Source organism: Cellulomonas sp. A375-1 (genome assembly GCF_001040865.1).
GTDB classification, from domain to species: domain Bacteria; phylum Actinomycetota; class Actinomycetes; order Actinomycetales; family Cellulomonadaceae; genus Cellulomonas; species Cellulomonas gelida.
The window spans coordinates 1-24544 of record NZ_LFKW01000046.1; the positions used below are offsets into that span (position 1 = coordinate 1).

At 73.5% G+C, this 24544-nt stretch carries 22 protein-coding genes, 2 tRNA genes and 1 pseudogene; 11 read left to right on the forward strand and 14 right to left on the reverse strand.

What is annotated here, in order from left to right:
- Nucleotides 1–197: pseudogene (locus tag CWIS_RS18285) on the reverse strand (bifunctional 3'-5' exonuclease/DNA polymerase); the annotation flags it as partial.
- A 78-nt stretch (nt 198–275) separates the two neighbouring features.
- On the reverse strand, nt 276–920 hold the full coding sequence (locus CWIS_RS05410) for an SGNH/GDSL hydrolase family protein (protein WP_048342239.1): 645 nt from the start codon (nt 918–920) through the stop codon (nt 276–278).
- 75 nt (nt 921–995) lie between these two features.
- Here CWIS_RS05410 and CWIS_RS05415 point away from each other — a divergent pair.
- Nucleotides 996–1069 (forward strand) — tRNA-Pro (locus CWIS_RS05415).
- A gap of 56 nt (nt 1070–1125) precedes the next feature.
- Here the strand turns inward: CWIS_RS05415 and CWIS_RS19770 are convergent.
- From CWIS_RS19770 to CWIS_RS05430, 3 genes are all read right to left on the reverse strand, one after another.
- Complete coding sequence (locus tag CWIS_RS19770) at nt 1126–3978, reverse strand: helix-turn-helix transcriptional regulator (protein ID WP_048342279.1); 2853 nt, start codon at nt 3976–3978, stop codon at nt 1126–1128.
- Nucleotides 3975–4217, reverse strand: coding sequence for a hypothetical protein (locus CWIS_RS05425; RefSeq protein ID WP_048342240.1), 243 nt, complete (start codon nt 4215–4217; stop codon nt 3975–3977). Before CWIS_RS05425 ends, CWIS_RS19770 begins: the two co-directional genes overlap by 4 nt.
- A 164-nt stretch (nt 4218–4381) precedes the next feature.
- On the reverse strand, nt 4382–5563 hold the full coding sequence (locus CWIS_RS05430; protein ID WP_048342280.1) for an AAA family ATPase: 1182 nt from the start codon (nt 5561–5563) through the stop codon (nt 4382–4384).
- Between the two features lie 207 nt (nt 5564–5770).
- Between CWIS_RS05430 and CWIS_RS05435 the strand changes: the two genes are divergently transcribed.
- Nucleotides 5771–6232 (forward strand): iron chaperone, encoded by a 462-nt coding sequence (locus tag CWIS_RS05435; RefSeq protein ID WP_048342241.1) that lies wholly within the window; start codon nt 5771–5773, stop codon nt 6230–6232.
- Nucleotides 6233–6261: 29 nt separating this feature from the next.
- On the opposite strand, the gene CWIS_RS05440 is transcribed toward CWIS_RS05435, so the two are convergent.
- From CWIS_RS05440 to CWIS_RS05455, 4 genes are all read right to left on the reverse strand, one after another.
- Entirely contained in the window at nt 6262–6834 is a 573-nt protein-coding gene (locus CWIS_RS05440; protein WP_156186563.1) for a hypothetical protein, read from the reverse strand.
- A gap of 118 nt (nt 6835–6952) precedes the next feature.
- Complete coding sequence (locus CWIS_RS05445) at nt 6953–7672, reverse strand: glycosyltransferase family 2 protein (protein WP_048342281.1); 720 nt, start codon at nt 7670–7672, stop codon at nt 6953–6955.
- Nucleotides 7669–8985: a PIG-L family deacetylase gene (locus CWIS_RS05450; RefSeq protein ID WP_048342282.1), complete on the reverse strand. Its 1317-nt coding sequence runs from the start codon at nt 8983–8985 to the stop codon at nt 7669–7671. Before CWIS_RS05450 ends, CWIS_RS05445 begins: the two co-directional genes overlap by 4 nt.
- Before the next feature lie 35 nt (nt 8986–9020).
- The gene (locus CWIS_RS05455; protein ID WP_231583674.1) at nt 9021–10106 is read right to left on the reverse strand and encodes an acyl-CoA dehydrogenase family protein; all 1086 of its coding nucleotides are present in this window, start codon (nt 10104–10106) and stop codon (nt 9021–9023) included.
- Nucleotides 10107–10556: 450 nt separating this feature from the next.
- Here CWIS_RS05455 and CWIS_RS05465 point away from each other — a divergent pair, with 450 nt between their 5' ends.
- On the forward strand, nt 10557–11153 hold the full coding sequence (locus tag CWIS_RS05465; RefSeq protein ID WP_048342244.1) for a hypothetical protein: 597 nt from the start codon (nt 10557–10559) through the stop codon (nt 11151–11153).
- A 50-nt stretch (nt 11154–11203) separates the two neighbouring features.
- On the opposite strand, the gene CWIS_RS05470 is transcribed toward CWIS_RS05465, so the two are convergent.
- Nucleotides 11204–11277: transfer RNA gene (locus tag CWIS_RS05470), tRNA-Gly, on the reverse strand.
- Nucleotides 11278–11518: 241 nt separating this feature from the next.
- Here CWIS_RS05470 and tig point away from each other — a divergent pair.
- The 6 genes from tig to CWIS_RS05500 all read left to right on the forward strand — a co-directional run bounded on the left by tig (nt 11519) and on the right by CWIS_RS05500 (nt 17885).
- Nucleotides 11519–12880 (forward strand): trigger factor, encoded by a 1362-nt coding sequence (tig, locus tag CWIS_RS05475; protein WP_048342245.1) that lies wholly within the window; start codon nt 11519–11521, stop codon nt 12878–12880.
- A 238-nt stretch (nt 12881–13118) separates the two neighbouring features.
- A complete protein-coding gene (locus CWIS_RS05480; protein WP_048342246.1) occupies nt 13119–13733 on the forward strand; it encodes an ATP-dependent Clp protease proteolytic subunit in 615 nt (204 codons plus the stop codon).
- A gap of 56 nt (nt 13734–13789) precedes the next feature.
- Nucleotides 13790–14497 carry an ATP-dependent Clp protease proteolytic subunit gene (locus tag CWIS_RS05485; RefSeq protein WP_048342247.1) on the forward strand — a complete coding sequence of 236 codons (708 nt, stop codon included), beginning with the start codon at nt 13790–13792 and terminating at the stop codon, nt 14495–14497.
- Between the two features lie 340 nt (nt 14498–14837).
- Entirely contained in the window at nt 14838–16103 is a 1266-nt protein-coding gene (gene clpX, locus CWIS_RS05490) for an ATP-dependent Clp protease ATP-binding subunit ClpX (protein WP_048342248.1), read from the forward strand.
- 45 nt (nt 16104–16148) lie between these two features.
- Entirely contained in the window at nt 16149–16484 is a 336-nt protein-coding gene (locus CWIS_RS05495) for a chorismate mutase (RefSeq protein ID WP_369796491.1), read from the forward strand.
- Between the two features lie 201 nt (nt 16485–16685).
- Entirely contained in the window at nt 16686–17885 is a 1200-nt protein-coding gene (locus CWIS_RS05500) for a hypothetical protein (RefSeq protein ID WP_048342249.1), read from the forward strand.
- A gap of 63 nt (nt 17886–17948) precedes the next feature.
- Here the strand turns inward: CWIS_RS05500 and CWIS_RS05505 are convergent, their stop codons facing one another.
- From CWIS_RS05505 to CWIS_RS17485, 4 genes are all read right to left on the reverse strand, one after another.
- Nucleotides 17949–18542 carry a PilZ domain-containing protein gene (locus CWIS_RS05505; RefSeq protein WP_048342250.1) on the reverse strand — a complete coding sequence of 198 codons (594 nt, stop codon included), beginning with the start codon at nt 18540–18542 and terminating at the stop codon, nt 17949–17951.
- Between the two features lie 131 nt (nt 18543–18673).
- Nucleotides 18674–20533: a long-chain fatty acid--CoA ligase gene (locus CWIS_RS05510; RefSeq protein ID WP_048342285.1), complete on the reverse strand. Its 1860-nt coding sequence runs from the start codon at nt 20531–20533 to the stop codon at nt 18674–18676.
- 89 nt (nt 20534–20622) lie between these two features.
- Nucleotides 20623–23262 carry a valine--tRNA ligase gene (gene valS, locus CWIS_RS05515; RefSeq protein WP_048342251.1) on the reverse strand — a complete coding sequence of 880 codons (2640 nt, stop codon included), beginning with the start codon at nt 23260–23262 and terminating at the stop codon, nt 20623–20625.
- Between the two features lie 61 nt (nt 23263–23323).
- Nucleotides 23324–23827, reverse strand: a complete 504-nt coding sequence (locus tag CWIS_RS17485; RefSeq protein WP_053071570.1) for a hypothetical protein — start codon at nt 23825–23827, stop codon at nt 23324–23326.
- A gap of 165 nt (nt 23828–23992) precedes the next feature.
- On the opposite strand from CWIS_RS17485, the gene CWIS_RS05525 reads away from it, so the two are divergent.
- Nucleotides 23993–24283 (forward strand): hypothetical protein, encoded by a 291-nt coding sequence (locus CWIS_RS05525; RefSeq protein WP_156186564.1) that lies wholly within the window; start codon nt 23993–23995, stop codon nt 24281–24283.
- The coding region (locus CWIS_RS18645; protein ID WP_048342253.1) for a hypothetical protein at nt 24280–24544 on the forward strand (265 nt) is incomplete at its 3' end. The genes CWIS_RS05525 and CWIS_RS18645, both read left to right, overlap by 4 nt.

A 24544-nucleotide genomic window follows, 5' to 3' on the forward strand; every position in this document is an offset into this window, starting at 1 on the left:
AGGTCCAGGCAGCGCTCGACGCGCACGCCGTCGGCCAGCAGCCGCGGGTACCACGCGGTCGTGTCCGCCCACGCCCAGCGCACTGCTCGCTCGGTGCCCAGCACCGCGTCGCGAGCCGGCGCCTCCGGTGCCACGACCGCGACCACGGCGCGCGGCTCGGGGTCCCGCGCGCCCGGGTGTGCCACGACGACGATCACGTCACGAGCCTGCCGCACACCGCCGACACCGTCGTCCCGCCTGACCCGCCGCGGTGCGGTGAGGCGCTCGGTGCCGGGTCAGGCGGGCAGGCCGAGCCGGTTGAGCCACGCCTCGGCCAGCAGCCCGTTGCCCGCGGGGGTCAGGTGCACGCCGTCCGTGGTCCAGTGCTCCGCGCTCGCGGCGATCGTGGCCTCGGCGAACATCGAGTCGGCCTCGAGCAGCACCGCGCCGTACTCGCCGGCGAGCCGACGCACGACCTCGATGCGGGGGTCCAGGTCCTCGCGCCACGCCTCCTGCTGCGGGCTGAGCGGCAGGAGGAACGGCTCGACGAGCACGAAGCGCACGTCGAGGCGCTCGCGCGCCGAGTCGAGCAGCGCCCGATAGGAGTCCTCGTACTGCTCGGTGCTCGTCGCCCGGCCCTGGTCGTAGCGGCGCCAGGTGTCGTTGATGCCGACGAGCAGCGAGATGACGGTCGGCTCGAGGGCGAGCGCGTCGGCCTCCCAGCGCTCGCGCACCAGAGCGGCCGTGTCGCCGCCGACGCCGCGGTTGTGGAACCGCAGGCCGAGGTCGGGCCGTCGGGCGCCCGCGAGCGCCGCTGCGACTGCGACCCAGCCGTGCCCCAGGCTCTCCGGGTCGTCCCGGTCGCGGCCCCAGTCGGTCAGGGAGTCGCCTTGGAACAGCACACGGTCGCCGCGGGTGAGGAACGTCGTCACGGGCGACATCCCATCACAGGCGAGGTCGTCCGGGCGGGCGCGGCCCGTCCCCTAGGCTGGGTGCCGCGCGGGCCGCCCGCGTGACGGGGTGTGGCGCAGGTTGGTAGCGCGTCCGCTTTGGGAGCGGAAGGTCGCCGGTTCGAATCCGACCACCCCGACGTCTGACCCACCGGGTCTGCCACGCAGCTGCGCGCGGCGAGCCGCACGGGCCGGCTCAGCGCGAGCCGATGAGCCCGCGCCGGTGGGCCACGTCCACCGCCTCGGCGCGGCCCGAGACCTCGAGCTTGGCGAGCACGTTCGAGACGTGCACCGAGACGGTCTTGCCGGAGATGAACAGGCGCCGCCCGATCTGGTTGTTCGACAACCCCTGGGCGACGAGCTCGAGCACCTCCGCCTCGCGTGCCGTGAGCACGTCCGAGCCGGCGGTCCGCGCGCCGGGCAGAGCCAGCCGGCCGCGCCGGGCGAGCTCCCTGATCGCCGTGGCGAGCGGGACCGCACCCATGTCCTCGGCGTCCGCGAGCGCGCGCGCCGCCTCGAGCGCGGCCTCGTCGCGGTCGCCGGACAGCAGCAGCGACTCGGCCAGGCGCCACCGCGAGCGTGCCTCCTCGTAGCGGTAGCCGTACCCGAACGCGTCGACAGCCGCGCGCCAGAGCTCGACCGTGCCGGGAGGCGACCCGAGCAGGCGCGCGTGCTCGGCGCGACCTCGTGCCGTCCACGCGAGGCCCTCGGGCCCGACCTTGCGACCGGGCGGCAGTGGGCGCTGAGCGGTCTGCTCGATACGCGTCGCGAACCGCTCGCCGGCCGCGACGCGCGCGCCCGGGTCCCGTCCGCGGACGCGGTCCTCCTGCGCGGCGTCGGCGAGGGCGGCCAGCGCGATCGACGACAGCCAGATGCCCGCGAAGAACAGGGGGAGCCAGGCCTTCTCCAGGTGGGCGATGACGCGGTCGACAAGCTCGACCGACTCGTCGAAGCGGCCCCGCCACGCGAGCGCGTCGGCGCCGCAGCCACCGGCGACGTGCGCGATCGCCGTGTCGCGGGACCACAGGGGTTCGAGCCTGCGGCACCGCTCGACGACGTCGCTCTCGCCGCGCGCCGTGGCGGCGTACAGCACGATGAGGTCGAGGAAGCCGCCGTCGTCGTCGGCCCGTTCCGGGACCTGGACGGGTGTGAGGTCCCCGCGTACGTAGGCGACGAGCGCCGCATACCCCGCGAGGTCGAGGCCGTGCGTCGTGTTGGTGAGGCCCGTGGCGCGGGCGCGCTCCACGCCGGTCGCGGCGAGCCGCGCGGCGCCGTCGAGGTCGCCGACGTCGTAGCGCGACGACGCCATGTTCTGCAGGATCCGCAGCTCCGTCGTCGTGTCGCCCACCGCGCGCGCGGCGTCGAGGGCCTGGGCCAGGATCTGGTCCGCGCGGTCCGCGTCGTCCGACGCGACCAGCATCGCGAGCGAGGTCAGGGCGTCGGACTCGGCGTCGAGCGCACCCACGTTGCGCGCCACGTTGAGGGCCTCCTGGACCACGTCGAACGCCTCGACGTCCCGGTCCAGCCAGACGAGCGAGCGCGCGTGCGTGGCGAGCGCCCACGCACGAGCGGCGCTCGGGGTCGGGCCGAGCTCGTCGAGCGCGAGCGAGGTCTCGGCCAGCGCCTGCTTCGCGCGATCGAGGGCCTGCAGGTGCCGCGCGAGGCGGGTGCGCAGGGGAGCGCGTGCCTCGTCGTCGGCCGCCTCGACCGCGGACCGCGCGAGCTGGACCGCGCGGTCGCGCCGTGCGGCGTTGCCCGCGGCGTTCGCCGCGGCGGTGAGCGTCGCGACGCGCGAACCGGCGTCCGGCACCGCGTCCCAGAGCCGCAGCGCGACCTCGAGGTGCCGCAGCTCCTCCTGGGGTGCGAGCAGCTCGTGCGCCTGCTCGGCGGCCGCGAGGGACGCCTCGAGTGCTGTGGGCAGGTCGGGTGCCGCGAGCGCGTGGGTCGCGAGCTCGGCGGGACCACCGAGCGCGGGGTCGGCACGCAGCACCCGGACGTAGGCGCGGTGCAGCGACGAACGCTCGCCGGGCAGGAGGTCCGCAGCGATGGCCTCCGCGAGCAGGGCGTGCCGGAACGCGAGGTGGCCGTCCTCGACGCCCAGCACGTGCTGGCCCACGGCCTCGCGCAGCGCCCCGTCGACGTCGAGCTCGGGGGAGGCGACGCGGGCGGCGGCGCGCAGCACGGGTTCGGCGACGCGCCGTCCCGCGACCGCGGCCACGCGTGCGAGCTGCTGGACCTGCGGGTCGACCTGCTCGATGCGCGCGCGCAGCACGTCCGCGAGCGAGCCGGGCAGCGCGTCGCCGTCCGCGGACTCGAGCAGCTCCTGCGCGAAGTACGCGTTGCCACCCGAGCGCTCCGTGACGCTCCGGACGACCTGCTCGGCGACCGCGTGGCCTGTGAGCGCCGCGGCGAACTGCGCGACCTCGTCGGCGGTGAACGGCGGCAGCTCGACGCGCGTCACGCGCGGGTGGCGGGCCAGCTCGGCCGCCACCGGCCGCCACGGGTGCCGACGGTGCAGGTCGTCGGTGCGGTAGGAGATGACGAGGAGCACGTGCTCGCGAGCCAGGCGCGCGACGAGGAAGCGCAGCACGTCGCGGCTCGACGCGTCGGCCCAGTGCGCGTCCTCGACGGCCACGAGCAGCGGCCGCCCGGGCCGCCCGACGGCGGCGAACAGCTCGGCGAGACCCTCGAACAGCTGGAGCTGGTCGCCGTCGTCCGCGCCCGAGTCCCCGGACCCGCGCACGAGGCGCCCGAGCGCGGGGCGCGCGTCGAGCGTCGCGGCGACCGCGTCCGGGTCGATCTCGCGCAGGCGTGAGACGGCCTCGGCGAACGGCAGGTACGGCAGGCCGATCTCGCCGAGCTCGACGCAGTGCGTCACGACGACCGTCGCGTCGCTCGTCGTGCTGGCGAGGTGACGCAGCAGTGCCGACTTACCGACGCCCGCGTCGCCGGCGAGCAGGACCGCGCCGGGCACGCCGGAGCCCGCCCGTCGCAGCGCGTCCGTGAGGACGTCGACCTGCTCCGAGCGGGCGACGAAGGGGGTGCTCATCGGGCCGCGGACCATGCCCCCGATCCTCGCAGCGACCACCCACGCGTGACACCACCGAACGCCCGGCGGACAGTGCTCGTCGTCGTCCCGGCGGGGCCGGCCGCACCCGGCGAGCGCCCGTGCCGCCGCGCGGCCGCACGTCCACCCGACCGCGTCCGCGAGCGCGCGTCACGCAGGTCGGTGGCCGCCTGCTGCAGCCGGTAGGTCAGCTCTGCCTCGATGTCCCACAGCTCGCTCATGTCGGTTCCCTCCCCACGGGTGCCGCCGGTGCGCCACCCTCGGTCTCGACTCTGGTGCTGAGGCGACGTGCGGGGGATCGGGCGATCGACCAGTCCTTCCTGAGGGCGCCCGGCCCGGTGCGTCTGAGGTACCTCAGACGCAGGTGAGCTGCGGCGGCGGCCGCTCAGCGCGAGGGCCACTGCCACGCGGGCTGGTCGAGCGGCCCTTCGCGCCCGGCCACCACCGTCTCGCCGTTCTCCAGCAGCAGCTCGACGTCGTGGACGTCGCGCGCGGTCAGCCCGTCACGGGCGTCGGCGCGCAGCGCGGCGGCCAGCTCGTCCGAGTGGGTCACGACGACCACCTGCGAGTCCCGGCTGGCGCGCCGCACGAGCTGGGCCAGCGCGGGCAGCACCTCGGGGTGCAGGCTCGTCTCCGGCTCGTTGAGCACCATGAGCTCGGGCGGGCGAGGCGTCAGCAGCGCCGCGACCCACAGCAGGTAGCGCAGCGTGCCGTCGGACAGCTCGGCTGCCTCGAGCGGTCGCAGCAGCGACTCGCGGTGCAGCTCGAGCGCGAACCGGCCGTCGATCGCGCGTACCACGGCGCGGGCGCCCGGGAACGCCCGCTCGACGTACTCGTCGATCTCGTCCCCGCGCCCGAGCTCGCGAGCCGTCTCGAGCGCGGCAGCGAGGTCGCGCCCGTCGTGCGCAAGGGCGGTCGTCCGGGTCCCGACGCGCACCTGACGTGCGGGCGCGTCGGCGTCGGTGCGCAGGTGGTCGTAGAACCGCCAGCCGCGCAGCCGCTCGCGCACCGCGACCACCTCCGGCGCGCCGGTCGGGTCGACGACCTCGGAGAGCATCGAGTCGTACGGGCGCAGCCGTCCACCCACCGGTTGCCACGTGCCCTCGTCGTCCCGGACGCGCACGGCAGGACCGCGGCGCTCCGCGAGCGTGGTCGCCGGGCGCAGCAGGGGACCGGACCAGATCGTCTCGACCTTGATCTCCGGGTCGAGCATGAACGGCGACCCGCCGTCCTGCGGGAGCCCGAGGTCCACCGCGTAGCCGAGCTCCCGCGGGCTCGCGAAGCCCAGCCGGAGCGCGACCGGGCGGGCGCGCACCGTGCCCTGCGCGGTGCCGCCCCTGCGCCGCGTCCCGTGCTCGGGTCCCGCCCACAGCGTCGAGCGCAGCCCGCCCTCGCGTGCGACTGCACCCACCGCGCCACCGAGCGCGCACTCTGCCAGCAGGCGCAGCGCGCGGTAGACGCCGGACTTGCCGGTCCCGTTCGCGCCCGTCACGACCGTCAGCCGGCCGAGCGGCAGGACGAGCTCACGCAGCGAGCGGTAGCCCTCCACGGCCATGGTCTCGATCACGTGCACTCCCCGGTGTCGCGGTGACCTGCGCGGTCAGCGTGCCATGGCGGTGCGACACCGCGTCGGTGCTGTCGGCGGGCGCCGCTCGTGCGCGGGGTCGGACGCCGCTCGTCGGGCTCGCAGTCGATCGATCAGGATTCGAGAAGCGGCGCCGCGTGCCCGGTCCGTAGCGTGGTCGCAACGACGAGGACCACGAAGGAGACAGCGATGAGCAGCACGACGTCGACGTCCGGATCCACCACCGACACGTTCACCGCCGACGAGCGCGCGGCGATGAAGGAGCGCGCGGCCGAGCTCAAGGCGCAGTCCGGCCGCGCGGGCAAGGCCGCCAAGGCCGCCGACCTCGAGGCGGAGGTGCTCGCAAAGATCGTCGAGATGCCCGACGACGACCGCGTGATCGCCGAGCGCATCCACGCGATCGTCCGTGCCGAGGCGCCCGACCTGGCGCCGCGCACCTGGTACGGCATGCCTGCCTACGCGAAGGACGGCAAGGTGCTGTGCTTCTTCAAGGCCGCGGCGAAGTTCAAGACGCGCTACGCGATCCTGGGCTTCGAGGAGCCCGCGGCGCTCGACGACGGCCCGATGTGGCCCACGTCCTACGCCGTGACCGAGCTGACCGACGAGGTCGAGGAGGCCATCGCCGCCCTGATCCGCCGCGCGGTGGCATGACGTCGGGCGCTCGGTAGGCGCCGGGCCCGTCACCGACCAGCGGCGAGCTCGTCCACGGTCAGCGGCGCGTCGGCCTCGATCGTGATGTCGTCCGCCAGCGGGTGCTCGAGCGAGTCGTCGGCGGCGATCTCAGGCGACAGCACCGCTGAGGTCGACCACTGCGCGACCCCGGCGCCGGTGTCGAAGACCTGCACGTCGAAGTCGACGGTCGTCTCGCCCCCGCCGGTCAGTGCCGAGATCGCGACGGGGTCGGCGACGAGCTCGAAGCTGCCGTCCGACCTGGTCAACGTCGCGGCGATCATGACCAGCTCGGCGCTGTCCCCGACTTGCTGCTGGCCGAGCGCCTCGTGGTCGGGCCACGCCATCGCCATCACGGGAACCCCGGCTCCAGCGCCGGTCACCGTGCCGGCGGTGAGCACGGGGCCGTCGAGCTCAGGCGAGGGAGTCACGTCCACCCACCCGGCGAGCGTCTCGAGCTGCTCGGCGGTGGGAGGGCGCGGGCCCACGTCGGCGGGCGCGGACGGGCCGATCAGCGCAGCGGCAGTCAGTACCGCACCGCACACCAGCGTCGCGCCCGACAGGCGCTTGACCAAGGACGACATGTGCTTCCCCCTGTTCGCCGCCCCGCGCAGCGCGCAGCGACGAGACGAGTAGAGCACCGGAGCAGACCCTCGTGTGCGGGTTTGGTGGCACAGTCCTCCCGTCCGGACGTGACCCAGGTCACGCGTCGAGGGAGCGCAGCAGAGTGGTGCGCACATACCGCGCGTACCCGCCGGGCGTGCGCCCGACGGGGCGTCCGGACGTGAGCACGTCGGCGTCGTCGGACGCGACGACGCGCGCGTCGCCGCACGCACGGATGCGCGCCACGAGGTCGACGTCCTCGTGCTCGGGTTGCAGGCCGAACCCGCCCACCCGTTCGTAGGCGTCGGCCCGCACGCCAAGGTTCGCGCCGTGCACGTGTCCGTTGGGCCGGCCGGGCTCGCGGGTCGCGGACCACGCGCGCAGCTGGTCGGCGGACAGGTCGGCCGGGTCGGGGCGCACGGTCCCGACGACGACGTCGGCACCCTCGTCGGCGAGGTCGACCTGGCTGGTCAGCCAGTGCGCGGGCACCTTCGAGTCGGCGTCGGTGCACGCGATCCACGTGCGGTCCCGCGCCACGGACGAGCCCGCGAGCCCGCGTGCGACGGCCAGCGCTCGTGCGGCACCCACCGAGCGCGCGTCGATCGACCTGACGTCCACCGGGAACGTGCGTGCGACCGCCTCGGACCCGTCGCGGCACGAGTCGAGCACCACGACGACGCGCGCGTGCAGGCCTCTGACGCGTGCGAGCTCGTCGGCAGCGACCACCACGGACTGCAGGCACCGGCCCAGGAGCGCTTCCTCGTCGCGGACCGGGATCGCGACGACGACGTCGAGCACCGGGAGCGCGCCGCCGGTCACGCCAGGCCCGTCCGTCGCGCCACGGAGCGCGGGTCGCGGCTCCACACGTCGAGCAGGAAGTCCTCCTCGACGTGCCGGACCACCGTGGTCAGCCCGAGCTCCGCGGCCAGCGTGCGGTGCACGTCGTCGCCGCTCAGCGGGTACTGCGCCACCGGGTGACGCCAGTGGCACGCGACGAGGGTGCCGTCGGCGGTGAGTGCGTCGCGCAGCCGCCGGGCGGTCGTCGCGAGCTGGGGTCGGGTGAGGTAGTAGCCGACCTCCGAGAGCACGACGAGGTCGTACGGCCCGCCGGGCACGCCGTCGGCGAGGTCGTGCTGCAGGTACTGCACCGTGCCCAGGTGCGCGGTGCGCTCCTTCGCGGACGTCAGGGCCGCGGGTGCGACATCGGTCGCGACGAGCACGTCGCAGCGTGCCGCCAGGAGCTCGGTGAGCGTCCCGACCGAGCAGCCGATCTCCAGCGCCGCGCCGAACCGCTCCCGGGGCAGCGCGGCGAGCGTGGTCGCGCGCTTGCGGCGCTCGTACCACCGCGACGCGAGGTGCCACGGGTCTGGTCGTCGTGCGTAGCTGGCGTCGAAGAACGACGCACCGAGCGGCTGCGGCATCGGCGCGGAGGCGGTCACGAACACCTCGACGTCCCGGTCGAAGGTGCGCACGAAGTCCGGGTGCAGGACGGCGGCGTCGGCGGGATCGGGGGACAGCGGCCGGACCTGGGTGACGTGCCGCGCCACCGCCCGGCTCTTGAGCACCACGGACCGGTCGGCGAGCGGCAGCGCCCGCAGGCGCTCCCACGGCACCGCGGGGTCCTCGGGCGTGCCCCAGTGCCACATCCACAGCGGGTACTCGAGCAGCTCGGCACCCAGCTCGTCGGCGAGCTCGGCACAGATCTCCCCGACGACGCGGTGGTCCCGATGGCCGTCCCCGCGCCACGGGCCGACGACCAGCGCGGCCGGTTCACCCCGAGTCAGCACGTCGCGCACATCGGCCGCGACCGCCGCGCGGTGCTCGCGGGTCGCGCCGTCGGGGTAGTCGAGCAGCGTGACGGGCGAGCCGGGCGAGAGCACCGCGAGCGCGTCGGTGACCTCGGCGGCCCGCCGGGCGGCGAGCTCGGCGGGGGTGAGGGTGGGGGAGCCCGGGTGCGACGCGGCTCCGTCGGTCACGACCACGACGTGCGCGGGACGCCCCGCGGCGGCGAGCTCGGCGAGCAGGCCACCGGCCCCGAGCGTCTCGTCGTCCGGGTGGGCGGCCACCACGACGACCCGCCCGCCGACGGGACGCGGCAGCGCGTGCAGGCCCTGCAGCCACGGGTCCCACACCTGCGGATCCGTCCCCGCGGCTCGTCCGTCGAACGTCACCACGGCTGACCGGGCAGGGCGATCACCGCGCGGCCGAGCGAGACGTCGTCGCGCTCGGCGTGCTGCTGACGGATGTAGACCTGCAGGTCCGCGACGCGCTTGGCGTAGGCCTCCTCCTGCGTGAGCGGGCCGGGGCCGAGCGCGTGGGCCGCCGAGCGCAGCACGTCCTCACAGGTTCGGGCGACCACCGCGCGCACCCGCTTGGCCAGGACCCGGCCCGCCTCGCGCGTGTCCTCGTCCTCGGACCGGCGGCCGTGGTCCGTCCGGGCGCCCGAGGCGTCCACGGCACGCGCCGCCTCCGCGAGGCTCGTGCGCGCGCTCGCGAGGCGCTCGTCGATCGCCCCGACGTGCATCGCGAGCAGCGGGTCGTCGCCCCGCGTGCGCGCGTGCTGCAGGACGCGCCGCGCCACGCCGACCGCGCCGCCGTACCAGCACGCGGCGACGCCGATCGCGCCCCACCAGAACCCCGGCCGGTCCAGGTACCAGCTGCCGCTGCGGACGAGCCTGGCCGGGACGTCACGCAGCTCGAGCGGGCCGCTGGGGATCTCCCGCAGCCCGCGCGAGACCCACCCCTGACGCGAGGCCACGACCCCGGGCGCCGACAGGTCCACCGCGAACAGTCCACGCTCGTCCCCGCCCCCGACCCGAGAGGTGACGAGCGCGCACCCGAGCCGGTCCGCGAGCGAGCACCACGGCTTGGTCCCGTCGAGCCGCCACGACCCGTCCGGTGCGCGACTCGCCTCGAGCCGCGTCCCGGGCATCTCCGCCGCGTACACGCCCCACGTCGCGGCTGTCGGCAGCGGGCGCTCGTCGTCGGGCGTGCCGGCCTGGCTCAGGATCGCCAGCGCGTCCAGGTGCGGCTCGACGGCGCGCGCGACGGCGACGTCGGCCGCAGCGCACGTCGCCAGCAGCTCCCACAGGCGCGTCGTGGCGCCGTTCCCGGGCAGGAGGTCCGTCGGCCAGGTCCGGACGTGCGCGAGCGCCTCGTCCACCGACCCCGGGACGGACGGCCACGCGTCAGGATCCGGGCTCGTGCCCAGCACGACGGGCCGGTTCTCGCTCAGGTCCGCTCGCACGGGCACGCCTCACCTCGCTCCGCGCGGGACCGGTGCGCGCCGAGCGGCTCCGTCCCGCGCACTTCTGCCGTTGCTGGACGAGTCGAGAGGATAGGCAGCCGAGCGGGGTCGCGCTCGCCGAGGAAGACGCTTGGGAGGGGTGTGTTCGCGGATCGCCGGCGCGGCAGGTCAGGAGTGTCGAATGCGCGAACGAGACCGCCGGCGCGGGCATCCCGGCACTGGCCGCGGACCCCGCGACCGCGAGCGCGGCCGCCGAGGCGTCGCGGGCCCTCGTCCAGGCGAGCCGCATCCCCGCCGAGCAGGCCTGACCTCGGGTTCTTCGCCGCCCACCCCGCTCGGTGCGGCGCCCGTGGGCCGCGACCGACGCGCCCGTCGCCCGCGGCCGGCGCACCGCCGGACGGGTGACGCCCACCTGCCCCGCCCCCCAAGCGCGTCGCGGACCCTAGGGTCGTGCGCATGTGGGACGAGGAGCTGGTGGGTGACGTTCGTCGGTGGGTCGAGTCGGGCGACTTGGACGTCGCGTGCGAACGCCTCGCCGAGAAGCTCCGCGAGACCGGCGTCGACGGGTTCACCCGGGCTGCGCGCGGAGGGTTCACCAACTCGCCCGACGAGGTCCGGCGCTGGTTGCAGCGCTGCGCCGGGCTCCTGACGACCCTCGGCGGCGAGTACCCCGCCCTCTACACCGAGATGAACGGCTACACCCTCAACACGGATCACTGGTCGGCGGCCCTGGAGGCGTGGTCGGCGCCGATCGACGACTTCGAGGCCTTGGACGACGGCCCGGCTGACGTCCCGCTGCACTACCGCGAGGACCTGACCCTGCGCGGCTGGGCCTCCATGCAGGGGTCCTTCGAGCGCTATGTCGGCGAGCACGCGCCCCGGTCCGCCGACGTCGAGACCGCCACGAGCGTCGCGGAGCTGCTGGTCCACGTCGCATTCCTGCGCCTGGTCCGGAATGCGTGGCTGGCCGGTCCCATCGAGGGCATCTCGGTGCCGCTCGCGGTGACGACGCACGACTCCGAGCTCGGGATCGTTCTGCAGCCTGTGGAGTGACGGCGTCGATCCCCGCGACCGGACGGCGGGGACCACGCGCGGTGGACGGATGGAGCGGACGACGGGAATCGAACCCGCGTAGCCAGTTTGGAAGACTGGGGCTCTACCATTGAGCTACGTCCGCACGGGCCGCGAAGGCGCGGCCGGCGACGTCAGGGTACCGGCTGGTGCACGGTGTCCCGAAACCGGTGGGTCCGCGCCGGGGGCGTCCCGGCGCCTCCCGGTGATTCGTCCGCGATCCCGGCCGTGGCGTACCATCGAGGGTCGCCCGTGCGCGCCGAGAGCCTCCTGAGCCCGACGCCGCGCAGCGCCTCGCACGCCGCCGGGAAACGGCGAACCATTCCGATCAGTTGGAGAGCATCGAAGTGAAGAGCGCCGTCGAGACCCTGGAGCCGACGAAGGTCAAGCTGACCGTCGAGGTGACGTACGACGAGCTCCGGCCGAGCATCGCGCACGCCTACGAGCACATCGCGGAGCAGGTGACGGTCCCCGGCTTCCGCAAGGGCAAGGTGCCGCCGCGCATCATCGACCAGCGCGTCGGTCGCCCGGCCGTCATCGAGCACGCGGTCAACGAGGGCCTGGGCAGCTTCTACGCCGAGGCGGTCCGCGAGAACAAGCTGCGCCCGCTGGGTCAGCCCGAGGTCGAGGTCACGAAGGTCCCCGGTCTCGTCGCCGGCGAGGAGGAGGGCGAGCTGCACTTCTCCGCCGAGGTCGAGATCCGTCCCGAGATCACCGTCCCCGCGCTGTCCGAGATCGCCCTCGAGGTCGACGGCGTCGAGGTCACCGACGAGGACCTCGAGGGTCGCCTGGACGCGCTGCGCGAGCGGTTCGGCACGCTCGTGGGCATCGACGCCCCGGCCGCGGCCGGCAACTTCGTCGTGATCGACCTCGTCGCGAAGATCGGCGACGAGGAGGTCGACTCGGTCTCCGGCGTCAGCTACCAGATCGGCTCGGGCAACATGCTCGAGGGCCTCGACGAGGCGCTCACAGGCCTGTCGGCCGGCGAGACCACCACGTTCGAGACCGAGCTGGCCGGCGGCGAGCACGCGGGCGAGAAGGCGCTGGTCACGGTCAACGCGACCACCGTCAAGGAGCGCCAGCTGCCCGACGCGGACGACGACTTCGCGCAGCTCGCCTCGGAGTTCGACACGCTCGACGAGCTCAAGGAGGACCTGCGCGAGCAGGCCGCCCGCACCAAGGTCTCGAACCAGGCCGTCCAGGCCCGCGACCTGCTCGTCGAGAAGCTCGTCGCGGCCACCGAGATCCCCGTGCCGTCGGGCGTCGTCGAGGCCGAGGTGCACCGCCACCTCGAGTCCGAGGGCCGCCTCGAGGACGACGAGCACCGCGCCGAGGTGACGGAGCAGGCGCAGACCGCGCTGCGCAACCAGATCCTGCTCGACACGCTCGCCGAGCAGCTCGAGGTCAAGGTCTCGCAGCAGGAGCTCGTCGAGTACCTCGTGCAGGCCTCGCGCCAGTACGGCATGGACCCGAACACGTTCATCAAGACGCTCGATGAGGGTGGTCAGATCCCGGCGATGGTCGCCGAGGTCGCGCGCTCGAAGTCGATCGCCGTCGCGCTGCGCCAGGTCAAGGTCACCGACCCGTCGGGTGCGGCCGTCGACCTGTCGGACTTCATCGGCACCGACGCGGACGACGCGGCCGACTCGCAGGACGACGCGGCCGCGGCCGCGGCTGTCGCCGACGCGGCGGTCGACGCCACGGCCTGACCGGCACACGGCCTGATCGGCTCAGCCGCTCGCGCCACCAGCACGTCGCAGGGCCCCGCCACCGGCTTCCGGTGTCCGGGGCCCTCGTCGTCGTCGGGGTCCGGCACGGGGCCCGGAGGCCAGGGTGACCCCTGGACTGCGCCGTCAGCGAAAACGGGCCCTGCGCGGGCCTGAGGAGGGCGGCGCGCGCGTTAGTGTCACAGCGACGCAAGGACCCCGCTCAGATCAAGGAGCCTTCGTGAACGACTTCCCGGCCATCGCCCGGGCCGACTCCCCGGGACTCGGCCTGAACGACCACATCTACAACCGGCTGCTGCGCGAGCGGATCATCTGGCTCGGCTCCGAGGTGCGCGACGAGAACGCGAACGCGATCTGCGCGCAGATGATGCTGCTCGCGGCGGAGGACCCCGACAAGGACATCTGGCTGTACATCAACTCGCCCGGTGGCTCGATCACGGCGGGCATGGCGATCTACGACACCATGCAGTACATCAAGCCGGACGTCGCGACGATCGCGATGGGTATGGCGGCCTCGATGGGGCAGTTCCTGCTCTCGTCGGGGGCCAAGGGCAAGCGCTACGCGACGCCCCACGCCCGCGTGATGATGCACCAGCCCTCGGGCGGCATCGGCGGCACCGCCACGGACGTGCGCATCAACGCGCAGCTGATCCTGCACATGAAGAACGTGCTCGCCGAGCTGACCGCCGCGCAGACGGGCAAGTCGCTCGAGCAGATCAACTCCGACGCGGACCGCGACCGCTGGTTCACCGCACCCGAGGCCCTCGAGTACGGCTTCATCGACCACGTCGTCGAGGCTGCGAGCTCGGTGACGGGCCGCGGCGGCACCGCCTGAGCTTGTTGAGCTGCGCCGGCGACGGCGTGTCGACCTTCTGACCTCGAGGAGAACCTGTGAGCACCGAGTCCCAGTTCATCGCCCGCGCGGGCGCGCTGGCGGGCGGCTTCGGTCGTCCGGCCGTGGCCGCGCCCTCCGCCCGTTACGTGCTGCCGCAGTTCGAGGAGCGCACGGCCTACGGCTTCAAGCGCCAGGACCCGTACACCAAGCTGTTCGAGGACCGCATCATCTTCCTCGGCGTGCAGGTGGACGACGCCTCGGCCGACGACGTCATGGCCCAGCTCCTGGTGCTCGAGAGCACCGACCCGGACCGCGACATCACGCTGTACATCAACTCGCCCGGGGGCTCGTTCACGGCGCTCACGGCGATCTACGACACGATGCAGTACATCAAGCCGCACATCGCCACGGTCTGCCTCGGGCAGGCTGCGTCGGCCGCGGCCGTGCTGCTCGCCGCGGGGACGCCGGGCAAGCGCCTGGCACTGCCGAACGCGCGCGTCCTGATCCACCAGCCCGCGATGGAGGGTGGCGGCTACGCGCAGGCGTCCGACATCGAGATCCACGCGAACGAGCTCATCCGCATGCGGGAGTGGCTCGAGGAGACCATCGCGCACCACACGGGGCGTGACCTCGAGCTTGTGCGCCAGGACATCGAGCGCGACAAGATCCTCACCGCGAAGCAGGCGCTCGAGTACGGCCTCGTCGACCAGGTGCTCGCGAGCCGCAAGGGCGTGCGCCCGACGGTGGTCGAGCCCACCGCCTGACCGGGCACCGCGACGGGCGCGCGAGGACTGTCGTCCTCGAGCGCCCGTCGTCGTCCGACGGGGCTCAGAAGGGGCAGCGGCGGACCCGCAAAGCGGACCGTTAGCCCAGGCCCGGGCAACCGAAACGTTTCGGGCGGGCGAATTGGCCCGGACGAGGCAGGACACGCCGCGACACGGGGCGGGGTACGCCTGACACGGGGCGCGGCGTAGTGTCCAATGGAGGACCGGCGTCGAGGCGCCGGGTCGGCCGGGACGTCCCGGCCGGACGCAGGATCAAGCGCAGTTTCCAGGCAAGGACGCAGGCCGCTCACGGCGGCGGGGCGCGAGGAAGGGACGAGACGTGGCTCGGATCGGAGACGGCGCCGACCTGCTCAAGTGCTCTTTCTGCGGCAAGTCCCAGAAGCAGGTCAAGAAGCTCATCGCCGGGCCCGGCGTCTACATCTGCGACGAGTGCATCGAGCTGTGCAACGAGATCATCGAGGAGGAGCTCGCCGAGGCCAACGAGACCGGCCTGGTGGAGCTGCCGAAGCCCCGCGAGATCTTCGACTTCCTCGAGCAGTACATCATCGGCCAGGACTCCGCCAAGAAGGCCCTGTCCGTCGCGGTCTACAACCACTACAAGCGGATCCAGGCCGGCGAGGGCGTGCGCAACGCCGACGACCAGGTCGAGATCGCCAAGTCCAACATCCTGCTGGTCGGGCCCACGGGGACCGGCAAGACGTACCTCGCCCAGACGCTCGCGCGCATGCTCAACGTGCCGTTCGCGATCGCCGACGCCACCGCGCTGACGGAGGCCGGCTACGTCGGTGAGGACGTCGAGAACATCCTGCTCAAGCTCATCCAGGCCGCGGACTACGACGTCAAGAAGGCCGAGCAGGGCATCATCTACATCGACGAGATCGACAAGATCGCGCGCAAGAGCGAGAACCCGTCGATCACGCGCGACGTCTCCGGCGAGGGTGTGCAGCAGGCGCTGCTGAAGATCATCGAGGGCACCACGGCCTCGGTCCCGCCCCAGGGCGGGCGCAAGCACCCGCACCAGGAGTTCATCCAGATCGACACCGGGAACGTGCTGTTCATCGTCGCGGGTGCGTTCGCGGGCCTCGACGACATCATCGCGGCGCGTGCGCGCAAGCGCGTGGTCGGGTTCGGCGCCCCCCTGGTGGACGCGCACGAGGAGGGCGACCTGTTCTCCGAGGTCCGTCCCGAGGACCTGCAGAAGTACGGGCTCATCCCGGAGTTCATCGGGCGTCTGCCCGTCGTCGCCGCCGTGGGACGCCTGGACCAGGACGCTCTGGTGCGCATCCTGACGGAGCCGCGCAACGCGCTCGTCAAGCAGTACCAGCGGATGTTCGAGATCGACGGGGTCGAGCTCGACTTCGACGACGGCGCCGTGGCCGCGATCGCCGACCAGGCGCTCCTGCGCGGAACCGGCGCGCGCGGGCTGCGGGCCATCATGGAAGAGGTCCTGCAGCAGGTGATGTTCGAGGTGCCCAGTCGCGACGACGTGGCGCGCGTGCTCATCACGCGCGAGGTGGTGCTCGAGAACGTCAACCCCACGCTCGTGCCGCGGGAGAAGCGTCCGCCGCGCGAGAAGAGCGCCTGACGCGCTCGTCGGCGACCTAGGATCGCGTCCGTGACCGACCAGGACGTGCCCCACCCGCCGGTGCCCGCGACGCAGGAGCCCGCAGGCATCCCGCCCGAGCTGGCGCGCCTGCGGCACAGCATCGACAACATCGACGCCGCGCTCGTCTACCTGCTCGCCGAGCGGTTCAAGGCGACCAAGCAGGTCGGCGTCCTCAAGGCCCAGCGGGGCCTGCCGCCCTCGGACCCGGGCCGCGAGGAACGGCAGGTCAACCGCCTGCGCGAGCTCGCGCACCAGGCCGATCTCGACCCGGTCTTCGCCGAGAAGTTCCTGGAGTTCATCGTGGCCGAGGTCATCCGCCACCACGAGGCGCTCGCGCAGGACCACGGCACCGAGGCCTGACCGCAGCGCGCGACGCTCGCGGCGTCGGGAGCAGCGGCGTCGGGAGCAGCGGTGTCGGGTGCCCGCCTGGGGTGGCGTGGCACGCGTTCGTGCGGTTGGTTAGGAATGGTCAAGCGAGGCTCGGGCGGCGCGGCGGATCGCGCGCGTCTCCCGGGCACGCCCGCCGCAAGGTCCACGTCGTGGACCGGGGGAGGTTGCCGCATGGACCTGCACTGGCTCAAGCCGCTGCTCGGCCGCACGTCGCCGTTCACCACCGTGTTCCTCGACGCGACGAGAGCCGAGTCGGCGGGGGAGTCGGAGGCGGCGGACCGGTGGCGGGCAGCGCGGCGCACGCTCGAGCGTGACGGCGCGTCCACGTCCGTGCTCGACGAGATCGAGGACCTCGTCACCGTGCCCACGGGCGTGCGTGGTCCGCACGGGCGGGTCGTGGTTGCGGATGTCGACGGTGTCGTCGTCGACCGCGTCGTCTCCGAGCCGCCGGCGCAGACCGTCGCCGTCTACGGACCCGTCCCCGACCTGGTGGCCGCGGTGCGGGCCGCCGACGAGGCGGTCGACCTGCTCGTCGTCGCGATCGACCGCTCGGGCGCCGACCTGACCTGGAAGTCCGCGGGTGGGGCACGCGCGGCGTCGACGCCCGACGAGCCGGCGCGGGAGAGCGTCGAGGGTGGGCATGACGACGTGCACAAGACCCGCGAGGGCGGGCTGTCGCGCCGCAGCCAGACGCGTGCCGAGGACTCCTGGGAGCGCAACGCCGAGGCGGTCGCCGCGTACCTCGACAAGAGGGTCGCCGAACGGGCGCCCGAGCTCGTCGTCCTCACGGGCGACGTGCGGGCGGTCGCGCTGGTGTGCGAGAAGACGGGCCAGCACGTGCGCGAGGTCGCCGTGGAGGTCACCGGCGGCAGCCGCGGTGAGGGCGCGAAGGCCGAGGCGTTCGCGGCGCGCGTGCGGGCCGCGGTCGACACGTTCCGCGAGCAGCGCCGACAGCGGGTCCTCGACCGGTTCGGTCAGTCGCTCGGGCGGGGCGACGGTGCGGTGACGTCGCTCGACGACGTGGTCGAGGTCCTGCGCCGGGGTCAGGTCGCCGAGCTGGTCCTGGCGGACAGCGCGCTGGCGAGCCTGCAGGAGCGCGAGGTGCTGGTCGGTGGGCAGCCGCTCGAGCTCGCCACGAGCCAGGGCGACCTCGACACGCTCGGCGTCTCCGAGGGTCGGCGCTTCCCTGCGTCCGTCGCACTCGTCCGCGCCGCGCTGGGCCAGGACGCGGGGGTGACGTTCACCGGGGACGCGACCACCGAGCTCGTCGACGGCGTCGGCGCGCTGCTGCGGTGGTCCGACGAGTCGACGCCGAGCGAGCAGCTGCTCACGCAGTCGGCGGACGCGAAGCGGGTGCGCACGATCGTCTGACCGGGCGGCGACAGGGGTCGCCGGGTTGTGCACGTAGGCCGGTGCCGGTGCCAGCCGGTGCCGTCACCGGTCCGCGCGTGCCCGTGCCTCTTCGCGCTGGAGGCGCAGCACGAGGCGGAACAGCGCCTCGCGGGTGGGCTCGCTGAGGTCGAGGAGGTCGCATCCGTAGCGCCAGCCCCAGGTGGCCTCCTCGATGCGCAGCACGCGTGCGCGCAGGTCGACGGACCCCGCGTCGACCGGCAGCGAGAGACGCACGACGTCGCCGTGGTCGAGCGCGGTGGGGCTCGCGAACCGGATGCCGGACGCGCTGACGTCGACGACCGAGAGCCGGATCGCCTCGTTCGTCGGGACGCGCTCGAGGACCCCGATGCAGGCGGCCGAGTACGACGCGCGTGCGCACGAGCGGCGCTGGTTCTGCGCGACGAGCTCCTGCACGACCACGCTGACGTGCTCGTCGGACACCCCGCCGATCAGACCGGTGTACCGGCACTCACCCTTGACCGGGTCGAGGACGACCGCGTGCACGACGTCGCCGATGTGCTGGTTCTCGAGAGGGGCCTGCACGCGCGCGACGAGCACGCCGGTCTCGTACTTCTCGACGAACCCGATCGTCGAGCCGTGCTTCGCCCCGACGTGGCAGACCGCCAGCTCGTGCATCGGTGCACCTCACCCCGTCATGTCGGCGCCGCCCCCGAAACTGGTCGGCTGTCCATGTTGTACACCATGGTCGGGCAGACCTCTGACAAGGGACCTGCGACCTGGAGCGACGGCGCGTCGGTGGCGGCGGCCTACTCCTTTCGGGTGCCCGCCGGACGGATGTCGACGTACAGCTCGTCGATCACGTCGGCGAAGTCCTTGAGGACGAGCGCGCGCTTGACCTTCAGCGACGGCGTCAGGTATCCGTTCGCCTCGGTGAGGTCGGTGGGCAGCACGGTGATCTTGCGGATCGACTCGGCACGCGACACCGCCTCGTTGGCGCGCGCCACGGCGCGGTCGAGGGCCTCGAGGACCGCCTCGTGGGTGCTGGCAGCCTCGACGTCCATCTGCGGCAGACCGTGGTTGGACAGCCAGCCCGGCAGCATCTCCGGGTCGAGCGTCACGAGCGCGCCGATGAACGGCCGCTGGTCGCCCACCACGACGACCTGGCTCACGAGCGGGTGCCCGCGCAGGCGGTCCTCGAGGACCGCGGGTGCGACGTTCTTGCCGCCCGCGGTGACGATGATCTCCTTCGAGCGACCCGTGATGCGCAGGTAGCCGTCCTCGTCGAGCGTCCCGAGGTCACCCGTGCGGAACCAGCCGTCGACGAGCGCGGCCTTCGTCGCCTCCTCGTCGTGCCGGTAGCCGCGGAACACGTGCGGACCCGCGACCCAGATCTCGCCCGTGTCGTCGACGCGCAGGCGGGTGCCGTGGAACGCCGGCCCGACGGTCCCGACCTTGATGAGACCGGGCCGGTTGACGGCGGTCGGCGCGGTCGTCTCGGTGAGGCCGTAGCCCTCCAGCACGCGCACGCCGATGCCGCGGTAGAAGTGCCCCAGGCGCTCGCCGAGGGGGGCGCCGCCCGAGATCGCGTACTCGGCGCGCCCGCCCAGCGCCGCGCGCAGCTTGGTGTGCACGAGCCGGCCCGCGAGCCGGTGCTGGCTGCGCAGCGCGGCGCTCGGGCCCTGCGGCGTGTCGAGCGCGCGCGAGTAGGTGATCGCGACCTTCGCCGCCCACCGGAAGACCCGCAGCGACAGGCCACCGCCGGCCTTCTGCTCCGCCGAGTTGTAGACCTTCTCGAACACGCGGGGGACGGCCAGGATGAACGTGGGCTGGAACGCGGCCAGGTCGGGCAGCAGGTTGCGGGTGTCCGGCGTGTGCCCCAGCACCGCACCCGACGGCACGCACAGCACCTGGATGAAGCGCGCGAACACGTGCGCGAGCGGCATGAACAGCAGGGTGCGCGAGTGCGGCCTCGCGCAGACGTCGGTGAGGCCCTCGACGCCCAGCAGCGTGAGCGAGACGAAGTTGCCGTGCGTGAGCTCGACGCCCTTGGGCCGGCCGGTCGTGCCGGACGTGTAGATGATCGTCGCGAGGTCGTCCGGGCCGGTCAGGGCGCTGCGGCGGGCGATCTCGCCGTCGGCCACGTCGGCGCCGGCGGTGACGAGGGCGTCGAGACCGCCCGAGTCGATCACCAGCACGTCGGTCAGGCCGGGGAGGTCGTCGCGGACCTGGGCGACCACCGCGGCGTGCGCCTCGGTCTCGACGACGACCAGCCGTGCCCCCGCATCGGCGCAGATCCACCGCACCTGCTCGGCCGACGAGGTCTCGTAGACCGGCACCCCGACCGCGCCCGCGGCCCAGATCGCGAAGTCGAGCAGCGTCCACTCGTACCGCGTGCGCGACATGATCCCGACGCGGTCGCCGGGCTGGATGCCGCGCGCGACGAGCCCCTTGGCGACCGCGGTCACCTCGGCCGCGAAGGCGCGGACCGTCACCGGGGTCCACGGTGCGCCGGGGCCGGCCGACCGCTCGATCATCGTGCCGTCGGCGTCACGCTCGAGACGACGCGCGAGCAGGCCCGGGATGGACCGCGGGGCGTCGGCGGGAACAGGGGCGACGTCGTCCGGGTGCGAGGCGGGCCTCGAGGTCGGGTCAGGGTCTGCGGGCATGGCGGTCTCTCCGTTCGGCACGCACGCGACCCTACCGCTCGGTAACCGACCGGGAGCGGGCCGGACGGCCGCTCCCGGTCGGCCCCGGGTCAGGAACCGCGCTTGACCGACTCGCCGAGCTCGGCGTCACGCGCGACCGCCTGCTCGACGTCCGCGCCCACGACCTCGAGGGTCCCCGTGGCGCGGCCGGCGGCCCGCACGTCGTCGAGCGCGAGCTCGACGGACGCGATCTGCGCGGACGGCACCTCGAGTCGCGCGGCGAGGATCTCGGTGCGCATCGAGACCTTGGCCTCGGACTTGACCTTGCGCAGCGCGGCGAGCGCCGCGCCCGCGGCGGTGACCGTGGCGAACGAGGCCTCGCCCGAGGCGGTGCGCAGCGGAGCCGACGTCGGCCACGCGGCGCGGTGCACCGAGCCCTCGCGCCACCACGACCAGACCTCCTCGGTCGCGAACGGCAGGACCGGCGCGAGCAGGCGCAGGAGCACGTCGAGCGCGAGGCACAGCGCGGTGCGGGCACTCTGCGCACCCGCGCCCTCGCCGTACGCGCGGTCCTTGACGAGCTCGAGGTAGTCGTCGCAGAACGTCCAGAAGAACGTCTCGGTGAGCTCGAGCGCACGCGTGTGGTCGTACGCCTCGAGCGCGGCTGTGGCCTGCTCGACGACGTCGGCCAGGCCCGCGAGCATCGCCTGGTCGAGCGCGACGGTCACGAGCGCGGGGTCGAGCGACGGGGCCTCGTCGGCCGAGCCGAACGACAGCGCGAACTTCGAGGCGTTGAGCACCTTGATCGCGAGACGGCGGCCGATCTTCATCTGGCCGACCTCGAACGCCGCGTCCGTGCCGAGCCGCGCCGAGGCCGCCCAGTAGCGCACCGCGTCCGAGCCGTGCTCCTCGAGCAGGCCCATCGGCGTGACGACGTTGCCCTTGGACTTCGACATCTTCTTGCGGTCGGGGTCCAGGATCCAGCCGCTGATGGCCGCGTCGGACCACGGCAGCGAGCCGTGCTCGAGGTGCGCGCGCACGACCGTCGAGAACAGCCACGTGCGGATGATGTCCTGGCCCTGCGGGCGCAGGTCCATGGGGAACACGCGCTCGAACAGGTCCGGGTCGGAACGCCAGCCGCCCGCGATCTGCGGGGTCAGGGACGAGGTCGCCCACGTGTCCATGATGTCCGGGTCGCCGACGAACCCTCCGGGCACGCCGCGCTGATCGGCCGTGTAGCCCTCGGGGACGTCCGACGAGGGGTCGATCGGGAGCTGGTCCTCGCGCGGGCGCAGCGGCTCGTCGTAGAGGGGCTGGCCGTCGGCGTCGAGCGCGTACCAGACGGGCAGCGGCACGCCGAAGAAGCGCTGGCGGCTGATGAGCCAGTCGCCGTTCAGGCCGCCGACCCAGTTCTCGTACCGGACCTGCATGAACTCCGGGTGGAAGTCGATCTCGGCGCCGCGCGCGAGCAGCGCCGTGCGCAGCTCCTCGTCGCGACCGCCGTTGCGGATGTACCACTGGCGGCTCGTGACGATCTCGAGGGGCTTGTCGCCCTTCTCGTAGAAGTTCGCCTTGCGCTGCGTGGGCGTGGGCTCTCCGTCGAGGTCGCCGGTCTCGCGCAGGCCGGCGACGACCGCCTCGCGCGCCGAGAAGGTTGTCTTGCCCGTGAGCTCCGCGAAGCGCTCGCGGCCCTCGGGCGACGTGATCCACTCGGGCGTCTCGCGCAGCAGCCGACCGTCGCGCTGGACCACCGAGCGCGTCGGGAGCTGCAGCTCGCGCCACCACTGCACGTCGGTGAGGTCACCGAACGTGCAGCACATCGCGATGCCCGCGCCCTTGTCCGGCTCGGCCGCGGGGTGCGCGAGGACCGGCACCTCGACGCCGAACAGCGGCGTGGTGACCGTGGTGCCGAACAGGTGCTGGTAGCGCTCGTCGTCGGGGTGGGCGATGAGCGCGACGCACGCCGGGAGCAGCTCGGGCCGCGTCGTCTCGATGTGGACCGGGCCGTCGGCGCCGTGGAACGCGACGCGGTGGAACGCGCCCGGGTAGTCGCGTGCCTCGAGCTCGGCCTGCGCGACGGCCGTCTGGAACGTCACGTCCCACAGCCCGGGGGCCTCGGCCTGGTACGCCTCGCCGCGCTCGAGGTTGCGCAGGAACGCCTGCTGCGCCACGGCTCGCGACTCGGCGGAGATCGTCTGGTAGGTCATCGACCAGTCGACGGACAGGCCGAGCCGGCGCCACAGCGCCTCGAACTGCCGCTCGTCCTCGACTGTGAGCCGCTCGCACAGCTCGACGAAGTTGCGGCGGCTCACCGGGACCTGGTCGGCGGCCTTGATCGTCTTGCCATCGGTGCCCTCGTGCGGCGGGGTGAAGTCCGGGTCGTAGGGCAGCGAAGGGTCGCAGCGCACGCCGTAGTAGTTCTGGACGCGGCGCTCGGTGGGCAGGCCGTTGTCGTCCCAGCCCATCGGGTAGAAGACCTCGGCGCCGCGCATGCGGCGGTAGCGCGCGACGACGTCGGTGTGCGTGTAGGAGAAGACGTGGCCCACGTGCAGCGAGCCCGAGACGGTGGGCGGCGGGGTGTCGATCGAGTACACCTGCGCGCGGGACTTCGAGCGGTCGAACGTGTACGTCCCCAGCTCGGCCCAGCGAGCCGACCAGGACTCCTCGAGCCCTTCGAGGCCGACCTTGTCCGGTACGCGGCGGCCGGCGGAGGTCGTCGGGGCGTCGGTCCGGGGGGTCAGGTCGCTCATGACCGCCCATCTTCCCAGACGTCGCGGGTGTTGCTGTACGGGTTTCGTGCGCCGGGACGTCTCAGCGCGGGTCCGCGGGCACGAGAGCGTCGGGCTGCGGCAGGAGCGCCTCGATCTGCGAGAGCATCCAGGAGTTGTAAACCGCGCCGATCACCGGCCCGCTCGGCCGGCTCGAGCGCACGCGCGCACCCAGGTCGACGACGACCGGCCAGGCGAACGCGGCGAAGTCCCGCACGATCGTCGTGAGCGCGTAGCGGTGCGCGTCCTCGTCCGCCGAGTCGCCGATCACGGCCGAGATGACTCCGACGCCGGACTGCAAGCCCCGCATTCCGCCGTGCGCGAGCTCCGCCTGGTCGAGCGACGAGCGTGTGAACCGGGCGAGCTCGTCCGCCGTCACGTGCGACGTCGTGGCGACGTGGACGAGCAGGTGCAGAGTCGTCGCACCCCAACGCACGCGGAAGTCCCGCCGGTACCCGACGAGCCCCCACGGGGGTGTGCTCCGCAAGCTGTACCCCGAGGTGGCGAGCCTGTCCTGGACGAGCGACTGGTATCCGAGGGTGTCCACGTCGCTCCTTCTGCGCGGGTGACTGCCGGCCGATCGTCCCACGCCGGCGCCGCCCGCGAGGGGCGTTCGGCAGACGGCCGGGCCCGGGTTCCGGGCCGGTCGCTCGTCTGTCACGATGACCCGGGCCGATGCACGACGAGGTGTGCCCGACGGAGGGTGGGGGACGTGAGCGACGAGGTCGAGCTGCAGCCCGCGGCGGTCGGCGCAATGGCGGTGCGGTTCCGCGCGTCCGGCATGGAGCTGGGACGCGTGCGGGACGCGCACGCCTCCGCGGCGGCCGAGGCCGTGGTCCCGGTCGCCCGAGCCCACGAGCGCGCCGTGCACCGGTGGACCGAGGGGCTGCGCGTCGCGGCGGCTGCGCTGGTCGAGGTCGGGACCGAGCTCGACGCATGCGTCCGCGCCACGACCGACGGCGACGAGAAGACGGCCGCGATCTTCCGGGGGGTCCAGCCGTGAGCGGCGGGATCGTGGACGTCGACTTCGACAAGGTCGTCCAGTCGCTGTGGCGTGGGCTCGACTCGCTCGACGAGGCCGGGTTCTCGCTCAACCCGCTCGACCTCGTGCAGAACGTCGCGGCCGCGGGTCGGCTCGTCGACAGGATCCGCACGATCGCGACCCAGCCTCCTCCCGGCGACCCGGCTGCGAGCGTACGGGCGGCTCACGCGTGGTCGACCCTCGCGCGCGGCCTGACGGCGACGACCGACAAGGTCGATGCCG

Excerpts from the sequence above, each read along its gene's own strand:
- CWIS_RS05410 (WP_048342239.1), bottom strand. The coding sequence starts at position 920 with ATGTCGCCCGTGACGACGTTCCTCACCCGCGGCGACCGTGTGCTGTTC.
- CWIS_RS19770 (WP_048342279.1), bottom strand. The coding sequence starts at position 3,978 with ATGAGCACCCCCTTCGTCGCCCGCTCGGAGCAGGTCGACGTCCTCACG.
- CWIS_RS05425 (WP_048342240.1), bottom strand. The coding sequence starts at position 4,217 with ATGAGCGAGCTGTGGGACATCGAGGCAGAGCTGACCTACCGGCTGCAG.
- CWIS_RS05435 (WP_048342241.1), top strand. The coding sequence starts at position 5,771 with ATGAGCAGCACGACGTCGACGTCCGGATCCACCACCGACACGTTCACC.
- CWIS_RS05440 (WP_156186563.1), bottom strand. The coding sequence starts at position 6,834 with ATGTCGTCCTTGGTCAAGCGCCTGTCGGGCGCGACGCTGGTGTGCGGT.
- CWIS_RS05465 (WP_048342244.1), top strand. The coding sequence starts at position 10,557 with ATGTGGGACGAGGAGCTGGTGGGTGACGTTCGTCGGTGGGTCGAGTCG.
- CWIS_RS05500 (WP_048342249.1), top strand. The coding sequence starts at position 16,686 with ATGGACCTGCACTGGCTCAAGCCGCTGCTCGGCCGCACGTCGCCGTTC.
- CWIS_RS05505 (WP_048342250.1), bottom strand. The coding sequence starts at position 18,542 with ATGCACGAGCTGGCGGTCTGCCACGTCGGGGCGAAGCACGGCTCGACG.
- CWIS_RS05510 (WP_048342285.1), bottom strand. The coding sequence starts at position 20,533 with ATGCCCGCAGACCCTGACCCGACCTCGAGGCCCGCCTCGCACCCGGAC.
- valS (WP_048342251.1), bottom strand. The coding sequence starts at position 23,262 with ATGAGCGACCTGACCCCCCGGACCGACGCCCCGACGACCTCCGCCGGC.